Source organism: Pseudarthrobacter sp. As-47, assembly GCF_058215595.1.
In genome coordinates this window covers 1,749,922-1,767,142 of record NZ_CM177088.1, presented here as the reverse complement: position 1 = coordinate 1,767,142, position 17,221 = coordinate 1,749,922, and the positions used below count along the sequence as shown (strand labels likewise).

The window sequence follows — 17,221 nt, the reverse complement described above, 5'->3', positions numbered from 1 at the left end:
ACGCTGGAAGCTCCGTGTGACGTCCCTCCGGCAGGTGGGTGAGCTTCAACACTAAACCGGGCACGGGACGCCGCGGGGTCTAAGCTGGATGCCATGACTCTTGAGTTTTCACAGCTGGGTCTTGCTCCCGATCTTGTCGACTACATCCGTGGCTGGCAGATCCAGAGCGAACTCCACGACAAAGTGGTCGCGGGGATGGCCCCCAGCACTGTCCTCCTCCTGGAACACGCTGCGGTCTACACCGCAGGCAAACGGACCGAGGATCATGAACGGCCCTTCGACGGCACTCCGGTGGTCCCCGTGGACCGGGGCGGAAAGCTGACCTGGCACGGGCCCGGCCAGCTGGTGGGATACCCCATCATCAAACTGAAAAACCGGGCAGGCATCCGCGACTATGTGGAACGCCTGGAAGCCGTGATCATCGCGGTGCTGGCCGATTACGGAATCACCGCAGTCCGCATCAAGGGCAGGGCCGGAGTCTGGATCACCGCGGACAGCAAGGGCCCGGACCGGAAGATTGCCGCCATCGGCATTCGGGTGCATGAGGGCGTGACCATGCACGGGTTCGCCATCAACTGCAACAACGACCTCGCCCCCTATTCCCAGATCATCGCCTGCGGCATCACTGACGCCGGCGTGACAACCATCGCCCAGGAAACGGGCCGTGACGTCGCCCCGGCTGACCTCGTGGCCCGCATTACAGAAGAACTGCGCAAGAATGAAGACGCCCTGGTCGCTACCCCCGAAGGAGCACTACTGTGACATTGGCACCTGAAGGCCGGAAGCTTTTGCGCGTTGAACAGCGCAATTCTGCTGTTCCGGTGGAGCGTAAGCCGGAGTGGATCAAGGCGAAGGTCCAGATGGGCCCGGAGTTTGTCCAGCTCAAGAACCTGGTCAAGAAAGAAGGCCTGCACACGGTGTGTGAGGAGGCCGGCTGCCCCAACATTTTCGAGTGCTGGGAGGACAAGGAAGCCACGTTCCTGATCGGCGGGTCCGAGTGCACCCGGCGCTGTGATTTCTGCCAGATCGATACCGGCAAGCCCTCCCCGGTGGACATGTTCGAACCCACCAAGGTGGCCCGGTCCGTGCAGGCGATGCAGCTGCGCTACGCCACCGTCACCGGTGTGGCCCGCGACGACCTCGAAGACGAGGGCGTGTGGCTGTACGCCGAGACAGTCCGGAAGATCCACGAGCTGAACCCCGGCACCGGCGTGGAACTGCTGATCCCGGACTTCTCCGGCAAACCCGAGCACATCAAGGCGATCTGCGATTCCAAACCCGAGGTGTTCGCTCACAACGTCGAGACCGTGCCACGGATCTTCAAGCGGATCCGGCCCGCGTTCCGGTACGAGCGGTCCCTGGACGTGATCACGCAGGGCCGGAACCTGGGCATGGTCACCAAGTCCAACCTGATCCTGGGCATGGGCGAAACCCGCGAGGAAATCTCCGAGGCCCTGCGGGACCTGCACGAGGCCGGCTGCGACCTGATCACCATCACCCAGTACCTGCGCCCGAGTGAGCGGCACCTCCCGGTGGACCGGTGGGTCAAGCCCCAGGAATTCGTGGACCTCCAGGACGAGGCCACCGAGATCGGGTTCCTCGGCGTGATGTCCGGGCCGCTGGTCCGTTCCTCCTACCGCGCCGGGCGGCTCTGGGCCACCGCGATGCGGAAGAAAGGCTGGGAGATCCCCGCCGAACTCGCCCACATCGAGTCCTCCGGCAGCACCCGCCAGGAAGCCAGCTCACTCATCGCAGCACACCACTGATCTGCAGTTCCCCAAAAAACGCAGCGTCCCCGCAGGGCCGGCACAGGAATAATCCGGTGCCGGCCCTGCGGCTTTGGTCACGTAGAATTAAGGCACTATGGCGAAATCCCCTGATTCCAGCAACTCCACTCCGTCTGGCTCCAGCGCAGTCAAGCGTGGCCTCTTCTCCCGCAAGCCGAAAGAAGCGAAGGCCAAGAAGCCCAGCCGGCTCAAGCAGATCCGCGAAGTCTTCACCATGACCCGCCGTCATGACCCCATGGTCCCGTGGCTGATGCTGCTGGTTTTCCTTGGCGTCGTGGCTGTCAGCTTCCTGGTGGGCTTCTGGCTGGAAAACTGGATCACCGGCCTGATCATCGGCATCCCCCTGGGCCTGCTTGGCGCCACGTTCATCCTGTCCCGCAGGGCAGAACGCGCCGCATTCGCCCAGATCGAGAACCAGCCCGGCGCTTCCGGCGCCGCACTGGGAACGCTACGCCGCGGCTGGATCACCGAGGAACAGCCTGTTGCCGTCAACCCAAGGACGCAGGACGCCGTCTTCCGCGCCATCGGCCGTCCCGGCGTCGTCCTTGTCAGCGAAGGCCCCACGCACCGGGTAAAGCCTCTGCTGGACGCGGAACGCAAACGGCTTGCGCGCATCCTGCCGAACGTCACCGTCCACGTCATCGAAAGCGGCCGGGGCGAGGGCCAGGTGCCCATCAGCGAGGTGGCCAAGAAAATGGGCAAGCTCAAGAAGGAACTGACCAAGCTTGAGGTGAACGCAGTGTCCAAGCGCATCTCCTCACTGGGCAACCGCCTCCCGATCCCCAAGGGCATCGACCCCTACAAGGCGCGTCCCAACCGCGGACGCTAGTTTTTGAACCTGCCCCGGTTCCGGCTCCGGCCGGCAGCCGGGGCGTTTCTTTGCCGCTTTCACGGCAGGAGAGGACGTTATTGTGAGCTTCAAGAAAACAGCGGTGATCCGCGCATTCCGGATCCTGGCCATCGCCGAAGCCTTCAGCTGGGCGGCGCTCCTTATCGGCATGTACTTCAAATGGATTGCCGGCACCACCGAAATTGGCGTCCAGGTTGCCGGACCAATACATGGTGCACTCTTCGTGGGCTACGGCATTGCCGCCCTTGCCCTTTGGAGGCTGCAGCGGTGGCCCTTCGTCGTGGCGCTGTTCGCAGGCATCTCCGCCGTCTTCCCGTTCGCCACGGTCCTGTTCGAGCGCTGGGCGGACAAGCGGAACTACCTGGACGCCGCCCCGGCGACGCCGGACACCACGGCAGTCCGGGAAGCCAGCTCCGTCTAGCGGCGCTTCAGGGGCCGGGAGCCCAACGCTGCAGCCTTCAGCGCCGCACCAGCAGCGTATCCATGGCCTTGTCGTGGAGGCCCCGGTGGTCGGGGTCGAAAATGACCGCGGGGATGACCAGGCAAAGCAGCAGGGACCTCACCAGCGCCGCCAGCGGCCCGGCCGGCCCGCCGCCGGCCTTCACCACGTGGATGCCCATGGCACGGTGTCCGATGCTGTAGCCCAGGGTTCCTATCAGCAGGGTCTGTTCGACGGCGAAGATCGCCAGGGTGGCCCACGGATCTCCTCCGAAAGCGAAGTTGCTGATCAGGAGCGCGACGCCCCAGTCGATCATGATGGCCGCGATCCTGCGGCCCGCCCGCGCAATGGAGCCCGGTCCCGACTCGGGCAGTCCCAGCCGCTCCCCCGGATATTTCGAGATGCCCGATGTATCGGGGCCGGAGAGCCAGGAGCCGATGTCTTTGCGATCTACCACGGTCCAAGCTTAGCGACTTCCCGCCGACCACACTGTGGATGGAGTTAGACCACAGAGTGGACGGAAGATAGCGTTGCCATATCAGGGCACTATGTAACCTGCCCGAAACAATGCGGACACGGACGGGAAATGCCGCGTCCATAGGCTGTTACCAGTTTCAAGCAATCCGCCGGCGGGCAGTACAGGGCAGGTAACACCAGCAGGGTACTTACAGCAGGGAAACTGCGTTTCCCTGCGCTTCGGATTGCGCTGGATCAGCTGGCTTGCCAGCCAGATATTACATATGCGTTAGGAGCATAGATGTTCAAGACTGCGGACGAAGTCCTCAAGTTCATCAAGGACGAAGATATTAAATTCGTCGATATCCGCTTCACCGACCTCCCCGGCGTCCAGCAGCACTTCAACGTGCCGGCCAAGAGCGTTGACGCTGACTTCTTCGTCAACGGCCAGCTCTTCGACGGATCCTCCATCCGCGGCTTCCAGGGCATTGCAGAATCTGACATGCAGCTGATCCCGGACGTCACCACTGCGTTCCTGGACACCTTCCGCATGGAGAAGACGCTGGCGCTGAACTTCTCCATCGTCAACCCGCGTACGGGCGATCCGTACCACCGCGACCCCCGCGGCGTGGCCGAGAAGGCCGAAGCCTACCTGGCCTCCACCGGCATTGCCGATACCGCGTTCTTCGCTCCCGAAGCTGAGTTCTTCGTGTTCGACAACGTGCAGTACCAGTCCTCCCCCCAGGGCAGCTTCTACAAGATCGACTCCGAGGAAGCCCACTGGAACACGGGCCGCGAGGAAGAAGGCGGAAACCTGGGTTACAAGACCCCCGTCAAGGGCGGCTACTTCCCGGTTTCCCCCACCGACAAGCAGGCTGACCTGCGCGACGCCATGTGTGTCGCCCTGGACGAGGCCGGCCTTGAGGTCGAGCGCAGCCACCACGAAGTTGGATCCGCCGGCCAGGCAGAGATCAACTACAAGTTCACCACCCTGACGCACGCTGCCGATGACCTGCAGAAGTTCAAGTACGTCATCAAGAACACCGCAGACGCCTGGGGCAAGTCCGTAACGTTCATGCCCAAGCCGGTCTTTGGCGACAACGGCTCCGGCATGCACTGCCACCAGTCGCTGTGGAACGGCGGCGAGCCGCTGTTCTACGACGAGAAGGGCTACGCCGGCCTGTCCGACACCGCCCGCTGGTACATTGGCGGCCTGCTCAAGCACGCCTCCGCCGTCCTGGCCTTCACCAACCCGACGGTGAACTCCTACCGCCGCCTGGTCAAGGGCTTCGAAGCTCCGGTCAACATGGTTTACTCGCAGGGCAACCGCTCCGCAGGTATCCGCATCCCGATCACGGGCTCCAACCCCAAGGCCAAGCGCATCGAGTTCCGCGCTCCGGACCCCTCCTCCAACCCGTACCTGGCGTTCGCTGCCCAGCTGATGGCCGGCATCGACGGCATCCGCAACCGCATTGAGCCCCCGGCCCCGATCGACAAGGACCTCTACGAGCTCCCCGCCGAAGAGGCCAAGGACATCCCCAAGGCTCCGGGCACCCTCGAGGAAGCACTGGAGGCCCTGCGCGAGGACAACGAGTTCCTGCAGGCCGGTGGCGTGTTCACCCAGGACCTGATCGACACCTGGATCGAGTACAAGTACGAGAACGAGATCCGCCCGCTGTCCCTGCGCCCGAACCCCTACGAGTTCGAGCTCTACTACGGCGTCTAGCATCACCGTCTCCTGAGACACCAAAGGCGGCCACCGCTTCACCGGTGGCCGCCTTTTGCGTGTGGCCCGAAGGTGGGAGCCCGGCTCCAGACGTGCTGAGACCGGGAGCCGGACCCCCTGACGAATGCCCCCCGGGACGAAGACCAGTTTCAGCCCTCCCCCCAACAAGGTTGAAGAACACCGCCATTCCACATGATCGGGCAATCGCTTTCTCAGCGCAATGCGGCCCGCCGCCTGTTATGCCATTGTGGTCAAAAACTGTGGAACATGATCCGCTGCGGACCCGCCTGCCCGCCAATGTACTGTCCCCGGTCCACGAACCCGGCGCGGCGGTAGGCGGACAGGCCCGCAGCATTCGCTTCATTGACGGAAAGAACGACGCCGGCCTCCCCCGTTTGGTGCCTGGCGGTGAGTTTTTGGGCGGCGGACACAGCGGCGGCCGCTGCGAGCGGACCGAGCCCCCTGCCCTGTTCGCGCCTGTCGATCAGGAAACCCCTGAGGAGCCACGCAGAGTGGTCGTCCGGCCAGCCTGCCAGGCGCGCCGCCCCGGCCTGCAGGGTCAGGACACCAACGGCCCGGCCTGCGGACTCGATCACATAGGGCCGGCGTGATTCCTCGGCGAGTCCGGCCAGTGCCATGCGGAGCGGATCGCCAACAAACCTGTCCTGCCCCGGCCCCGTTTCGAGTCCGGCAACTGCCTCAAGGTGGATGGCGCGGGCGTCGTCGTCGAGGTCCTGGAACGAAATCAGCCAGACCCCCGTGCCCATGCTGTTCAGGACTGCGGTCCGGCAGGATCTTCGCCTGAAGGGGAGCCGGCCGGCGGGCCTGCCGGGTCCATCCAGAAAACCTCCCAAAGGTGACCGTCCGGATCCTGGAAGCTGTGGTTGTACATGAAGCCGTAGTCCTGGGCATCCTGGGACGCCGAGCCGCCGTTGGCCAGGGCAGTCTGCACTGCCTGGTCCACGGCCTCCCTGCTGTCCACGGAGTAGGCGATGATTGCCTCCGCTGAACCGCTGGTGCCGGCGACCTCCTTGGTGGTGAAGGTCTTGAAGTACGCCTCCACCAGGAGCATCACGTACGCGTTCTCGTTGACCACCATGCACGTGGCGTTCTCGTCCGTGAAATCAGGGTTGAAGGTGAAGCCCAGGGCCGTGAAGAAACCGACCGAGCGTTGGAGGTCCTGGACGGGCAGGTTGAGGAAGAGTTGGCTTGCCATGCGCTCAACCTAGCACCGGACCCTGACAGGCGTCAGCCGCTTCCTGCCGCCCCCTGCCGGCTACTGGCCGTAGAAGACCCGCTCGAAGACAGCCCTCGCCCTTCGGCTGACCCGCAGGTAATCCTCCTCCAGCGCCGCTGCCTGTCCCGGCTCGTACCCGCACCAGCGGGCGACAGCTTCCAGGTCCCGCCGGGACGACGGCAAAAGGTCCGACGCCTTGCCGCTCCAGATGACGTTCGCGGACCGGATCCGGCTTGCAAGACGCCAGGCGGCGGCCAGCAGGCCGGCGTCATCCCGTGCGAGCAGGCCGGACCGGGCGGCAGCATCCAGCGCTTCCAGGGTGGACGTGGTCCGCAGCTCCGGGTGGCTGCCAGCGTGCTGCAGCTGCAGGAGCTGCACAAGCCATTCGACGTCGCTCAGTCCGCCCCGGCCCAGCTTGAGGTGGCGGGCGGGGTCCGCGCCGCGGGGCAGTCGTTCGGACTCCACGCGCGCCTTGATGCGCCTGATTTCCCGCACGTCGGTCTCCGCAACCGATTCCGGGTACCTGATGGGGTCGATAAGTTCCAGGAAGTCTTTGGCCAGGTCGTCATTGCCGGCCATGGGACGGGCCCTGAGCAGTGCCTGCGCCTCCCAGATAAGGGACCAGCGCCGGTAGTATTCCGCAAAGGAGTCGAGGGAACGGACCATGGCACCGTTCTTCCCCTCGGGGCGCAGGTCCGCATCCATCTGGAGCACCCGCTCGGCCATGATGGCCGGCTTCAACGGCTGCGTCAGCAGGGTGGAAACCTTGTTGACGATCCGGGTGGCCTGCTCCTGTGCTTCTTCGGGGCTGAACCCGGGCAGGGCCCTGTGCACGTACATCACATCCGCGTCCGAACCGTAGCCGATCTCGCGGCCGCCCTGGCGTCCCATGGCAACCACCAGCACGGTGGTCTTCAGCGGCCCGTTGGCGGAGACGATGCCCTCCGCCACGCGCAGGGCGCCCAGGACCGCGGCCCTGTCCGTGTCCGCCAGGGCCCTCCCCACCTGGTCCTGGTCCAGCAGGCCGGCCGAATCGGCGATGGCGATCCGAAGGATTTCACGACGCCGGATCAGCCGGATGAGGCGCATGGCGCTTTCCGGATCCGCATGCCGAGACATCTTGGAGGTGATTTCCTGCCACTGGGCATCGAACCCCACAGGTGCCAGGTCCTTGTCCTGGCCCAGCCAGGCCACGGACTCGGGCGAAACCTCCAGCAGATCCGCGATGAGCCGTGAGTTGGACAGCATGTGGCACAGCCGCTCTGCGGCAGCGTTGGAGTCCCGGAGCATCCCCAGGTACCAGTGCGTGGTTCCCAGGGCTTCGCTGACGCGCCGGAACGCAAGGAGCCCGGCGTCCGCGTCCACGCCTTCAGCCAGCCAGTCGAGCAGGATCGGCAGCAGCTGCCGCTGGAGGGCTGCGCGCCGGCTGACCCCGGCGGTCAGCGCCTCGATATGGCGCATGGCGCCCTTCGGGTCCCGGTACCCCAGCGCAGCCAGGCGGCCCTCGGCAGCTTCCGGCGTCAGCCTGGCGTCTTCGCTGCTGAGCTTGGCCGCCGTGTTGAGCAGCGGGCGGTAGAAGATGCGCTCGTGCAGTTCCCGGACGGAGCGCTTGGTCTTCTGCCAGGTGGACAGCAGGGCGTCCGGATGGGGCCGCTCGTTGGAGAACGGGCCCAGCACGGCTTTTGCCAGCGACCTGAGCGCCGGTTCGGCAACGGGCATCAGGTGCGTCCTGCGCAGCTGGAAGAGCTGGATGCGGTGTTCCAGCAGGCGCAGGTAGCGGTAGGCGTTGTCGAAGGCGGCCGCGTCCGAGCGGCCGATATAGCCCCCGGCGGACAGGGCCGCAATGGCGGAGGTGGTGTCCCGGCGCCGTAATGTTTCGTCTGCCTTGCCGTGGACCAGCTGGAGCAGCTGCACGGTGAATTCGACGTCACGCAGCCCGCCGCGGCCAAGCTTGATCTGCCGCTGCTCCTCCGCAGCCGGAATGTGTTCGGTCACCCGGCGGCGCATGGCCTGCACCGATTCCACGAATCCGTCCCGGCTGGCCGAACTCCAGATCAGCGGCGCTACGGCTTCCTCGTAGCGGCGGCCAAGGTCGGCGTCGCCGGCAATGGTCCGGGCCTTCAGCAGCGCCTGGAACTCCCAGCTTTCAGCCCAGCGGGCATAGTACGTCTGGTGCGAGGCCAGGGTACGGACCAGTGGCCCGGACTTTCCTTCCGGCCGGAGGTTCGCGTCCACCTCCCACAGGCCCGGTTCACGGGCAACGGAGGAAATGGCACGGGAAATTCCGCTCGCCAGCGCTGTTCCTATGGTGTTCGCCTTCGCGTCATCGAGGGCGCCGGGGTCCACCACGTAGATGACGTCGACGTCGGAAATGTAGTTCAGTTCGCGGGCGCCGCACTTGCCCATCCCGATCACGGCAAGGCCGACGTCGGCAACGTCCCCGGAGCCGTACTGCTCGACCGCCTCTGCGCGCGAGACGGCAAGCGCGGCTTCGATGGCTGCGCCGGCAAGGTCCGCGAGCTCCGCCCCCACTGACGGGAGGAAGTCCAGGGGATCGGCTGCGCACAGGTCCTTGACGGCCAGGTCCACTACGCCCCTGCGGTACGCCGTGCGAAGCGCCGCATAGGCGTCATTCCCGGTGCTTGCTGCCACGGGCCGGACGGCGCGGGGGTCGGCTCCCACAGACTGCAGGAGGACCCCGCGCAGGGCGGCGGGATCGGCCTGCATCGGCTCGGGGCTGGCGCGGACATGGAAGGCCTCCAGGTGTTCCGGATGCCGGATCAGGAACTCCCCCAGGGCTTCGGATGCGCCCAGCACGCGGTACATCGGTTCGCTGGCGTCGGGGTCGGCGGCGGCCAGTTCCCGGAGCGCCGGGTGCTTTTCGATCAGGCGGACCAGGGACTGCAGCGCGGTGTCCGGGCTGGCTGCCAGCTGCAGGCCCGCAAACAGCCTGTCCTGGTCCAGCCCTTCCAGTTCCGGCGCAGCAAGGAACCGCTCCCCCTTGTCGAGGTCGCTGAATCCGGCCGCAATGAGGCGGCGTGCCAGGCTCACGCCGGCAGCCTAGAGGATGCCGAGGTTGCGCTGCAGCTCGTAGGGCGTCACCTGCAGGCGGTAGTCCTGCCACTCGGCACGCTTGTTGCGCAGGAAGTGCTCAAACACCTGCTCTCCCAGGATCTGGGGCATGAGCTCAGAGTCTTCCATGGTCCGGATGGCGTCATGCAGGCTGGCAGGGAGGGGATCGTGTCCCATGGCGCGACGTTCGGCCGAGCTCAGCGACCACACGTCGTCCTCGGCGGCGGCCGGGAGGTCGTAGCCTTCCTCGATGCCTTTCAGGCCGGCCCCGAGCAGGACCGCGTAGGCCAGGTAGGGGTTGGCCGCGGAGTCGATGCCGCGGTACTCGATCCGTGCGGACTGGCCCTTGCCCGGCTTGTACAGCGGAACCCGAACCAGGGCTGAGCGGTTGTTGTGGCCCCAGCTCAGATAGCTCGGAGCCTCTCCGCCGCCCCAGAGGCGCTTGTAGGAGTTAACGAACTGGTTGGTCACTGCGGTGAATTCGGGCGCGTGCTTGAGGATGCCGGCGATGAACTGGCGGGCGGTCTTTGAGAGCTGGAATTCGGCGCCGGCCTCGTAGAACGCGTTGGTGTCGCCTTCGAACAGCGAGAAGTGCGTGTGCATGCCGGAGCCCGGGTGGGCGGTGAACGGCTTGGGCATGAAGGTGGCATAGGTGCCCTGCTGCAGAGCCACTTCCTTGATGACGGTGCGGAAGGTCATGATGTTGTCCGCGGTCTGCAGGGCGTCCGCGTAGCGCAGGTCGATTTCATTCTGGCCGGGGCCCGCCTCGTGGTGGCTGAATTCCACGGAGATGCCCACGGATTCGAGCATGGTGACAGCTGTCCGGCGGAAGTCCTGGGCCACGCCGCCAGGAACATGGTCAAAATAGCCGCCCTCGTCCACGGGCACGGGGGCGCCGTCCGGGCCGGGTTCCTGGGACTTGAGGAGGTAGAACTCGATTTCGGGGTGGGTGTAGCAGGTGAAGCCCATGTCGGCGGCCTTGGCGAGGGTCCGCTTCAGGACGTTGCGGGGATCCGCGGCAGACGGTTCGCCGTCCGGCGTGAGGATATCGCAGAACATGCGCGAGGTCTGTTCCGTCTCCCCGCGCCACGGCAGGATCTGGAAGGTGGAGGGATCGGGCTGGGCCAGCATGTCTGACTCGAATACCCGGGCCAGGCCTTCAATGGCGGAGCCGTCGAAGCCCAGGCCTTCCTCGAACGCACCCTCAACCTCTGCGGGGGCCAGTGCCACGGACTTGAGCGAACCCACGACGTCGGTGAACCACAGGCGCACGAAACGTACGTCGCGCTCTTCGATTGTGCGCAGGACAAACTCTTGCTGGCGGTCCATGATGGCCTCTTCTCCGGTCAACGTCCATGCTCCGGGCCCGCAGTAAAGGGAAGCCGGCAGCAGTTCACCAACACTGTACTAAGCATTCGGCGCCGATGCTGAAGCCTGCGCCGCGCGTAACACAGCGTTAACGCCCCGCCACCGGATTTGAGCCGCGCAACCGGGCTGTGCGCACCGTCCGGACCCGCCGCAGGCCGGTCCCTATGACCCTTATCACCAGGGGAGCCTCCGGTCCGCGGTAGCTAGGACAGCGGCTCCCCCACTACGCTCATGCCATGGCCTCAAGCACCAGCTCCGATTCCAGCATGTCCGCCGACGTCCCCGCCCCCTACGGCACCGGGCCGGGCCAGGCAGCTGCGCCTGCGGCTGCGGCAGAGCCGAAGCCGGCCAAGGTGCGCATCCACCACCTGCAGCAGGCCAAGAGGGACGGTACCAAGTTCGCCATGCTGACTGCCTACGAGCAGTACACGGCTGAAATCTTTGACGCCGCCGGAATCGAGGTTCTCCTGGTCGGCGACTCGGCCTCGAACAACGTGTTCGGCAACGAGACCAGCCTTCCCGTCACGGTGGACGAACTGCTGCCTCTCTGCCGTGCCGTAGCACGCAGCGCCAAGCGCGCTCTCATCGTGGCCGACCTGCCGTTCGGCAGCTATGAGGTGTCCGCGGAACAGGCAGTCGGGGCCGGCGTCAGGTTCCTCAAGGAAGGCCTGGCGCACGCCGTCAAGATCGAGGGCGGCGCCTACTATGCGCCCACGGTGAAGGCCATGGTCCAGGCCGGCATTCCGGTCATGGCACATATCGGTTTCACCCCGCAGAGCGAGCACGCCCTGGGCGGTTACCGCGTGCAGGGCCGCGGCGACGATGCGCAGCGCCTTATCGACGACGCAGTCGCCCTCGCTGAGGCGGGCGCGTTCTGCGTGCTGATGGAGATGGTCCCCGCCGGGACGGCAGCTGCCGTGGACGCGGCTGTTCCCGTCCCCACCGTGGGCATCGGCGCGGGCAAGGAAACAACCGGACAGGTGCTCGTGTGGCAGGACATGGCCGGGCTGCGGGGCGGGCGGATGGCCAAGTTCGTCAAGCAGTACGCAGACCTGCGCAGCACGCTGCTGGACGCTGCCACGCAGTATGGCAATGACGTCAGGTCAGGACAGTTCCCCGGGCCGGAACACTCGTTCTAAAAGGCGCCGACGGAACAGGCGGGCCGGCACCCGGCCGGCCTGCCCGCCCGACGGTCAGTCGTCGTCGTCCTTTTCCCAGGCCTCATTGCGGGCCCGCACCTTTTCCAGCGCGTGTTCGGCTTCCTCCCGCGTTTTGTACGGTCCGATCAGCTGGCTCCAGTCGGACAGCCGGTCCTCTTCGATCTCATGCGTATTGACGTTGTACCAGTACTCAGTCATCGTTGCTCCTCGTTCCGGCGGCGGGAAAGCTGCGGCGTGACCCGCGTAACTTAAATTCTTACGCAGGCCCTGCGCGGCTTCCGGTTGTTAGGCGTTCTGCACTGCCTTATATGATCAATCTATGCCTTCCCTTGCCTCGACTGCACCCATCGGCACCCTCACCCCGGGAACCATAGGTCCGCAGCGTCCCGTCCCGGCGTCCATCCCCCGGCCGGAGTACGTCGGCAGGCCCGCACCGGCGAAATTCACCGGTTCGGAGGTCAAGTCCCCGGAAACAATCGAGAAGATCCGGATCGCGGGGAAGATCGCGGCACAGGCCATCGTGGAGGTGGGCAAGCACATCAAGCCCGGCGTCACCACCGACCAGCTGGACAAAGTGGGACATGAGTTCCTCCTTGACCACCACGCCTACCCGTCCACCCTCGGTTACCGGGGCTTCCCCAAGTCGCTGTGCTCCTCCCTGAACGAGGTCATTTGCCATGGCATCCCGGACAGCACAGTGGTCCGGGACGGGGACATCCTCAACATCGACATCACCGCCTTCATCAACGGAGTCCACGGGGACACCAACTACACCTTCCTGGTGGGCGACGTGGACGAGGAATCCCGGCTCCTGGTGGAACGCACCCGGGAGTCCCTGAACCGGGCCATCAAGGCTGTGGCTCCCGGACGGGAAATCAATGTCATCGGCAGGGCCATCCAGTCCTACGCCAAGCGCTTCGGCTATGGTGTTGTCCGTGATTTCACCGGGCACGGCGTGGGCGAAGCCTTCCATACCGGGCTCATCATTCCGCACTACGACGCTGCACCGGCCTACAACACGGTGATCGAGGCCGGCATGGTCTTCACCATTGAACCGATGCTCACCCTCGGCACCGTGGAATGGGACATGTGGGCCGATGACTGGACCGTTGTCACCAAGGACCGGAAGCGCACTGCCCAGTTCGAGCACACGCTGCTGGTGACGGACTCCGGCGCGGAAATCCTCACGCTGCCCTAGCCCTGCCCCCACCTGGCACCCCTACGACGCACACACCATGGCCCCACCCCTTCCCGGTTTTTGACCGGACATCAATTCCCGGCCGGCCACCGGCCGCCGCAACCCTGACCGCCCCTGCCACGAACGGAAACCCATTGGCCAAGAAGGACGAAAAGTCGCACAAGAACGCCCCGCTGATCGGCATCGACATCGGAGGTACCGGAATCAAGGGCGGCATTGTCGACCTGAAGAAGGGCAAACTGCTGGGGGAACGGTTCCGTGTCCCCACTCCTCAGCCCGCCACGCCTGAATCAGTTGCCGAAGCCGTGGCGCTGGTGGTTGCCGAGCTGTCCGCCCGCCCCGAGGCGCCTGCTGCCGGCTCCCCCGTCGGCGTGACCTTCCCCGGCATCATCCAGCACGGCGTGGTCCACTCCGCGGCCAACGTGGACAAGAGCTGGCTCAACACGGACATCGATGCGCTCCTGACTGCCCGCCTTGGCCGGCCCGTTGAGGTCATCAACGACGCCGACGCCGCGGGCCTGGCCGAGGCGCGCTACGGCGCCGGTGCCGGTGTCAAGGGCACGGTCCTGGTCATCACGCTCGGCACCGGAATCGGCTCGGCCTTTATCTTCGACGGCAAGCTCGTCCCCAATGCTGAACTTGGCCACCTCGAAATCGACGGCCACGACGCCGAGACCAAGGCTTCCGCGGTGGCCCGCGAACGCGACGGCCTGTCCTGGGACGAGTACAGCGTGCTGCTGCAGCGCTACTTTTCCCACGTCGAATTCCTGTTCTCGCCCGAACTGTTTATTGTGGGCGGCGGCATTTCCAAGCGCGCCGACGAGTACCTGCCCAACCTGCGGCTGCGCACGCCGATCGTGCCGGCGGTCCTCCGCAACGAGGCCGGCATCGTGGGCGCCGCGATCGAAATCGCCCTGCAGCACAAGCTCGCCAAGTAGCCGTGGGATCGGTGCCGCCCCGGACCGGGGCGGCACCGGCCAAGGGCGCCAGCCGCAGAATTAGTGCTCTTAGAGAGCGGCTTGCTGCCCACAAGGGATAAACGGGAGTCGCGGGCCCTTTCCTGCCGGCCGCCGGAGTGGCGTCGCCAGGGCAGGCATAAGGGTCGACGGCGGCGCGGGGGTTCCGCTGGAGTGTGGCAGGAGTCCGTCAGCCGGCTCGGTAGTTCCGCCGCAGGCGGCACATTCTCCCGTCGGGCAACATGCCGGGACAGAGTGCCGGTGGCGGCTTCGGCTTCCCCTCCGCTGCCGCCACCGGAGTTTAGAGGGGGCTCTTCTCGGAGCTCTTGGCGCCCTTCGCGGCAACGCCCCGGGCGTCCTGTTCTTCCTGGCGGAGCAGGGCAATGGCAGTCTCGAAATCCTCAAGGGATTCGAAGGCCTGGTAGACGCTCGCGAAGCGGAGGTAGGCAACCTTGTCCAGCTTCTGCAGGGGTCCGAGGATGACCAGGCCCACCTCGTGGGCGTCGATTTCGGCGGCGCCGGAGGAACGGATCTGTTCCTCGACTTCCTGCGCCAGCAGTGCGAGGTCGTCCTCGCTAACGGGACGCCCCTGGCAGGCTTTGCGTACCCCGTTGATCACCTTGCTGCGGCTGAAGGGCTCGCCCACGCCGGAGCGCTTGATCACGGAAAGGCTGGTGGTTTCGACGGTGGTGAACCTGCGTCCGCACTCCGGGCACTGGCGGCGGCGCCGGATGGCTGAGCCGTCATCCGCCATGCGGCTGTCCACCACCCGGGAATCGGGGTTGCGGCAGAACGGACAGTACATTGTGCCTCCCTCTCCCAGGATCTGTGCCGGCGAAAAACTGCAGGCGCAACTGCGCCGTATCCCAGTTTACGTCTCCGCTCCGGCTAATAACAAGCGTGTAAGTACTACATGTTGTGGTTGCCACCACTACATGTCGACATTGCGGGCAGATGTCAGGAGAACCTGGCGGTCACCGCATCCCCGTGCGCGGGAAGGTCCTCGGCTCCGGAAAGGCTGACAATGTGGCCGCTGACTTCCGCCAGCGCGTCACGGGTGTAGTTCACCACCTGGATGGCCCGCAGGAAAGTGGTGACGTTCAGGCCCGACGAGAAGGCAGCCGTTCCGCTGGTGGGCAGGACGTGGTTGGATCCGGCACAGTAGTCCCCCAGGCTGACCGGGCTGTAGTCGCCCACAAAGATGGCACCGGCATTCCGGATCCTGGCGGCGACCCCTGGGGCATCCTGCGTCATGATCTCCAGGTGTTCTGCCGCGTAGGCATCGCACGCCGCAATGCCCTGTTCAAGGTTGTCCACCAGGACCACCCCGGACTGCGGACCGGACAGCGCCTCGCGGACGCGGGCGGAGTGCCTGGTGGCCGCGGCCTGCCGGTCGAGCTCGGCACGGACGGCGGCGGCGAGGTCCCCGGAGTCCGTAATCAGCACGGAGGCTGCCTTGGGATCGTGCTCGGCCTGGCTGATGAGGTCGGCTGCCACCAGGCGCGGCTGGGCCGTGGAGTCTGCGAGGATCGCGATTTCAGTGGTGCCCGCCTCGGAGTCGATCCCCACCACGCCCTTGACCAGACGCTTGGCGGTGGCAACAAAGATGTTGCCCGGTCCGGTCACCACGTCCACCGGTTCCAGGGCCGGGCCCGCCTCGGTTGCCGGGACACCGTAGGCGAACGCGGCGATGGCCTGGGCGCCGCCGATGGCATACACCTCGGTGATGCCCAGCAGCGCGGCAGCGGCAAGGATGGTGGGGTGGGGCAGCCCGCCGAACTCCTTTTGCGGAGGGGACGCCAGGGCGATGGACTGGACTCCCGCGGCCAGGGCCGGGACGACGTTCATGATCACGGAGGAGGGGTAGACGGCGAGGCCGCCCGGGACGTAAAGACCCACCCGCGACACCGGAACCCAGTTCTGTGCCACCACTGCGCCGTCGCCGAGCTGTACTTCGATATTGCGCGGACGCTGGCCGTCAGCGAACCGGCGGGCCCGGCTGATGGACTCCTCAAGCGCGCCGCGGACTGACGGCTCCAGCTCCTCCAGAGCGGACGCCAGGGCCTCCGCGGGAACCAGCGGGTGGTCCTGCGCCACGCCGTCAAAACGCCGGGCGAGTTCGCCCAGCGCCGCGAATCCTCCCTGCCGGACAGCCGAAATGATGTCCTGGACCTTCTCCTCGGCGTCGGCCACGGTCTGGCCCTGGGCCCGCGGCACGGCGGCCCGGAGTCCGGCGAGGGTAAGGCTTTGGCCACGCAGGTCAACGGTGCGGAAGTCCACGGCGGTGGCGGCTGGGCTGGCGGAGTTCTCCGAAGAAATGGTCACTGGCCTATTTTACTGGCCCTGCCACTGCGTCCGGCGACTCCCGTGGTCCGCCGCCGGCTTCCGGCTCATGAGGTCGAGAAGCTCCAACACGAAAACCGAGACGGCCGTGGCAGCGGGCCACAGGAGCAGCACCGGCCAGGCGCGGAGCGAAAAGGCAATGCTGGCGTTGGCTGAGGCATCAACTGCAGGCGCCCACAGCTGCGCTGCCAGCAGCCCCGTTTGCCACGCCAGGACTGCACCGCACAGGGCTCCCGCCAGGCCCGCCACCAGGTCCGCCTGCGGATCCGCCCGTTTCCTGTCTGCCACGACAACGGCCAGGAGGCATCCGGCAAGCACCAGCAGTCCTGCCAGCGTCAAGTCCCGCGGCAGCCAGACATTCGGGTTGGTGCCGCTGCCGAGGGCCGGGTCCCTGGTGACCAGGTTCATTCCCCCGGGCGCCAGGATCCACCAAAGGACGCCCAGCGGGACACCTGCCGCAGCCGGGATCACCAGCATCGCCCAGGGCAGCCGCAGGCGTGTGCGGCGGGTGGCTTTCGTCATGCAACAAACCTTAACAAATGTCCGCGGCGTTCATCGCCGGATCAGGGCCTTTCCGGGAGTTCACTACCGGAGCGGCAGAGCCATACCCTTGAATGAGAGCACACGTA

At 65.9% G+C, this 17,221-nt stretch carries 17 protein-coding genes; 8 read left to right on the top strand and 9 right to left on the bottom strand.

Annotated elements, in window-relative coordinates:
* The first annotated feature begins 93 nt into the window (after positions 1–93).
* The 4 genes from lipB (at position 94) to AC4BCK_RS08110 (ending at position 3,058) form a co-directional block, all read left to right on the top strand.
* Positions 94–762 (top strand): lipoyl(octanoyl) transferase LipB, encoded by a 669-nt coding sequence (lipB, locus tag AC4BCK_RS08125; RefSeq protein WP_490566817.1) that lies wholly within the window; start codon positions 94–96, stop codon positions 760–762.
* On the top strand, positions 759–1,766 hold the full coding sequence (gene lipA, locus AC4BCK_RS08120; RefSeq protein ID WP_188732223.1) for a lipoyl synthase: 1,008 nt from the start codon (positions 759–761) through the stop codon (positions 1,764–1,766). The genes lipB and lipA overlap by 4 nt, the downstream gene beginning before the upstream one ends.
* 97 nt (positions 1,767–1,863) lie before the next feature.
* The gene (locus AC4BCK_RS08115; RefSeq protein WP_174177038.1) at positions 1,864–2,616 is read left to right on the top strand and encodes a DUF4191 domain-containing protein; all 753 of its coding nucleotides are present in this window, start codon (positions 1,864–1,866) and stop codon (positions 2,614–2,616) included.
* 82 nt (positions 2,617–2,698) lie between these two features.
* Positions 2,699–3,058, top strand: a complete 360-nt coding sequence (locus AC4BCK_RS08110; RefSeq protein WP_310113873.1) for a DUF3817 domain-containing protein — start codon at positions 2,699–2,701, stop codon at positions 3,056–3,058.
* Positions 3,059–3,095: 37 nt separating this feature from the next.
* Here the strand turns inward: AC4BCK_RS08110 and AC4BCK_RS08105 are convergent, their stop codons facing one another.
* The gene (locus tag AC4BCK_RS08105; protein ID WP_174177034.1) at positions 3,096–3,533 is read right to left on the bottom strand and encodes an RDD family protein; all 438 of its coding nucleotides are present in this window, start codon (positions 3,531–3,533) and stop codon (positions 3,096–3,098) included.
* Positions 3,534–3,833: 300 nt separating this feature from the next.
* Here AC4BCK_RS08105 and glnA (AC4BCK_RS08100) point away from each other — a divergent pair, with 300 nt between their 5' ends.
* A complete protein-coding gene (gene glnA / locus AC4BCK_RS08100; protein ID WP_174177032.1) occupies positions 3,834–5,258 on the top strand; it encodes a type I glutamate--ammonia ligase in 1,425 nt (474 codons plus the stop codon).
* Positions 5,259–5,509: 251 nt separating this feature from the next.
* Here glnA (AC4BCK_RS08100) and AC4BCK_RS08095 read toward each other — a convergent pair whose 3' ends face one another.
* From AC4BCK_RS08095 to glnA (AC4BCK_RS08080), 4 genes are read right to left on the bottom strand one after another with little or no spacing between them, the layout of a single operon-like run.
* Positions 5,510–6,025, bottom strand: coding sequence for a GNAT family N-acetyltransferase (locus AC4BCK_RS08095; RefSeq protein ID WP_490566816.1), 516 nt, complete (start codon positions 6,023–6,025; stop codon positions 5,510–5,512).
* A 5-nt stretch (positions 6,026–6,030) separates the two neighbouring features.
* Entirely contained in the window at positions 6,031–6,474 is a 444-nt protein-coding gene (locus AC4BCK_RS08090) for a VOC family protein (protein ID WP_310113879.1), read from the bottom strand.
* A 60-nt stretch (positions 6,475–6,534) separates the two neighbouring features.
* Positions 6,535–9,546 carry a bifunctional [glutamine synthetase] adenylyltransferase/[glutamine synthetase]-adenylyl-L-tyrosine phosphorylase gene (locus tag AC4BCK_RS08085; protein ID WP_310113880.1) on the bottom strand — a complete coding sequence of 1,004 codons (3,012 nt, stop codon included), beginning with the start codon at positions 9,544–9,546 and terminating at the stop codon, positions 6,535–6,537.
* Positions 9,547–9,555: 9 nt separating this feature from the next.
* Entirely contained in the window at positions 9,556–10,896 is a 1,341-nt protein-coding gene (gene glnA / locus AC4BCK_RS08080; protein ID WP_066280551.1) for a type I glutamate--ammonia ligase, read from the bottom strand.
* Positions 10,897–11,171: 275 nt separating this feature from the next.
* Here glnA (AC4BCK_RS08080) and panB point away from each other — a divergent pair, with 275 nt between their 5' ends.
* Complete coding sequence (gene panB, locus AC4BCK_RS08075) at positions 11,172–12,074, top strand: 3-methyl-2-oxobutanoate hydroxymethyltransferase (protein ID WP_174177024.1); 903 nt, start codon at positions 11,172–11,174, stop codon at positions 12,072–12,074.
* Between the two features lie 54 nt (positions 12,075–12,128).
* On the opposite strand, the gene AC4BCK_RS08070 is transcribed toward panB, so the two are convergent.
* The gene (locus tag AC4BCK_RS08070) at positions 12,129–12,293 is read right to left on the bottom strand and encodes an SPOR domain-containing protein (protein ID WP_188732230.1); all 165 of its coding nucleotides are present in this window, start codon (positions 12,291–12,293) and stop codon (positions 12,129–12,131) included.
* 121 nt (positions 12,294–12,414) lie between these two features.
* Here AC4BCK_RS08070 and map point away from each other — a divergent pair, with 121 nt between their 5' ends.
* Entirely contained in the window at positions 12,415–13,293 is an 879-nt protein-coding gene (gene map / locus AC4BCK_RS08065) for a type I methionyl aminopeptidase (RefSeq protein ID WP_174177020.1), read from the top strand.
* A 134-nt stretch (positions 13,294–13,427) separates the two neighbouring features.
* The gene (gene ppgK / locus AC4BCK_RS08060) at positions 13,428–14,231 is read left to right on the top strand and encodes a polyphosphate--glucose phosphotransferase (RefSeq protein WP_174177018.1); all 804 of its coding nucleotides are present in this window, start codon (positions 13,428–13,430) and stop codon (positions 14,229–14,231) included.
* Between the two features lie 319 nt (positions 14,232–14,550).
* Here the strand turns inward: ppgK and nrdR are convergent, their stop codons facing one another.
* The 3 genes from nrdR to AC4BCK_RS08045 form a co-directional block, all read right to left on the bottom strand.
* A complete protein-coding gene (nrdR, locus tag AC4BCK_RS08055; RefSeq protein ID WP_104188663.1) occupies positions 14,551–15,054 on the bottom strand; it encodes a transcriptional regulator NrdR in 504 nt (167 codons plus the stop codon).
* A gap of 152 nt (positions 15,055–15,206) precedes the next feature.
* A complete protein-coding gene (gene hisD, locus AC4BCK_RS08050) occupies positions 15,207–16,574 on the bottom strand; it encodes a histidinol dehydrogenase (RefSeq protein WP_310113889.1) in 1,368 nt (455 codons plus the stop codon).
* A 9-nt stretch (positions 16,575–16,583) separates the two neighbouring features.
* On the bottom strand, positions 16,584–17,114 hold the full coding sequence (locus AC4BCK_RS08045; protein ID WP_366284996.1) for a hypothetical protein: 531 nt from the start codon (positions 17,112–17,114) through the stop codon (positions 16,584–16,586).
* Positions 17,115–17,221 lie beyond the last annotated feature (107 nt).

Bases quoted from the DNA above. Each gene is read 5' to 3' on its own strand.
- lipB (WP_490566817.1), top strand. From the start codon at position 94: ATGACTCTTGAGTTTTCACAGCTGGGTCTTGCTCCCGATCTTGTCGAC.
- AC4BCK_RS08115 (WP_174177038.1), top strand. From the start codon at position 1,864: ATGGCGAAATCCCCTGATTCCAGCAACTCCACTCCGTCTGGCTCCAGC.
- glnA (WP_174177032.1), top strand. From the start codon at position 3,834: ATGTTCAAGACTGCGGACGAAGTCCTCAAGTTCATCAAGGACGAAGAT.
- AC4BCK_RS08095 (WP_490566816.1), bottom strand. From the start codon at position 6,025: ATGGGCACGGGGGTCTGGCTGATTTCGTTCCAGGACCTCGACGACGAC.
- AC4BCK_RS08090 (WP_310113879.1), bottom strand. From the start codon at position 6,474: ATGGCAAGCCAACTCTTCCTCAACCTGCCCGTCCAGGACCTCCAACGC.
- glnA (WP_066280551.1), bottom strand. From the start codon at position 10,896: ATGGACCGCCAGCAAGAGTTTGTCCTGCGCACAATCGAAGAGCGCGAC.
- panB (WP_174177024.1), top strand. From the start codon at position 11,172: ATGGCCTCAAGCACCAGCTCCGATTCCAGCATGTCCGCCGACGTCCCC.
- AC4BCK_RS08070 (WP_188732230.1), bottom strand. From the start codon at position 12,293: ATGACTGAGTACTGGTACAACGTCAATACGCATGAGATCGAAGAGGAC.
- map (WP_174177020.1), top strand. From the start codon at position 12,415: ATGCCTTCCCTTGCCTCGACTGCACCCATCGGCACCCTCACCCCGGGA.
- nrdR (WP_104188663.1), bottom strand. From the start codon at position 15,054: ATGTACTGTCCGTTCTGCCGCAACCCCGATTCCCGGGTGGTGGACAGC.
- AC4BCK_RS08045 (WP_366284996.1), bottom strand. From the start codon at position 17,114: ATGACGAAAGCCACCCGCCGCACACGCCTGCGGCTGCCCTGGGCGATG.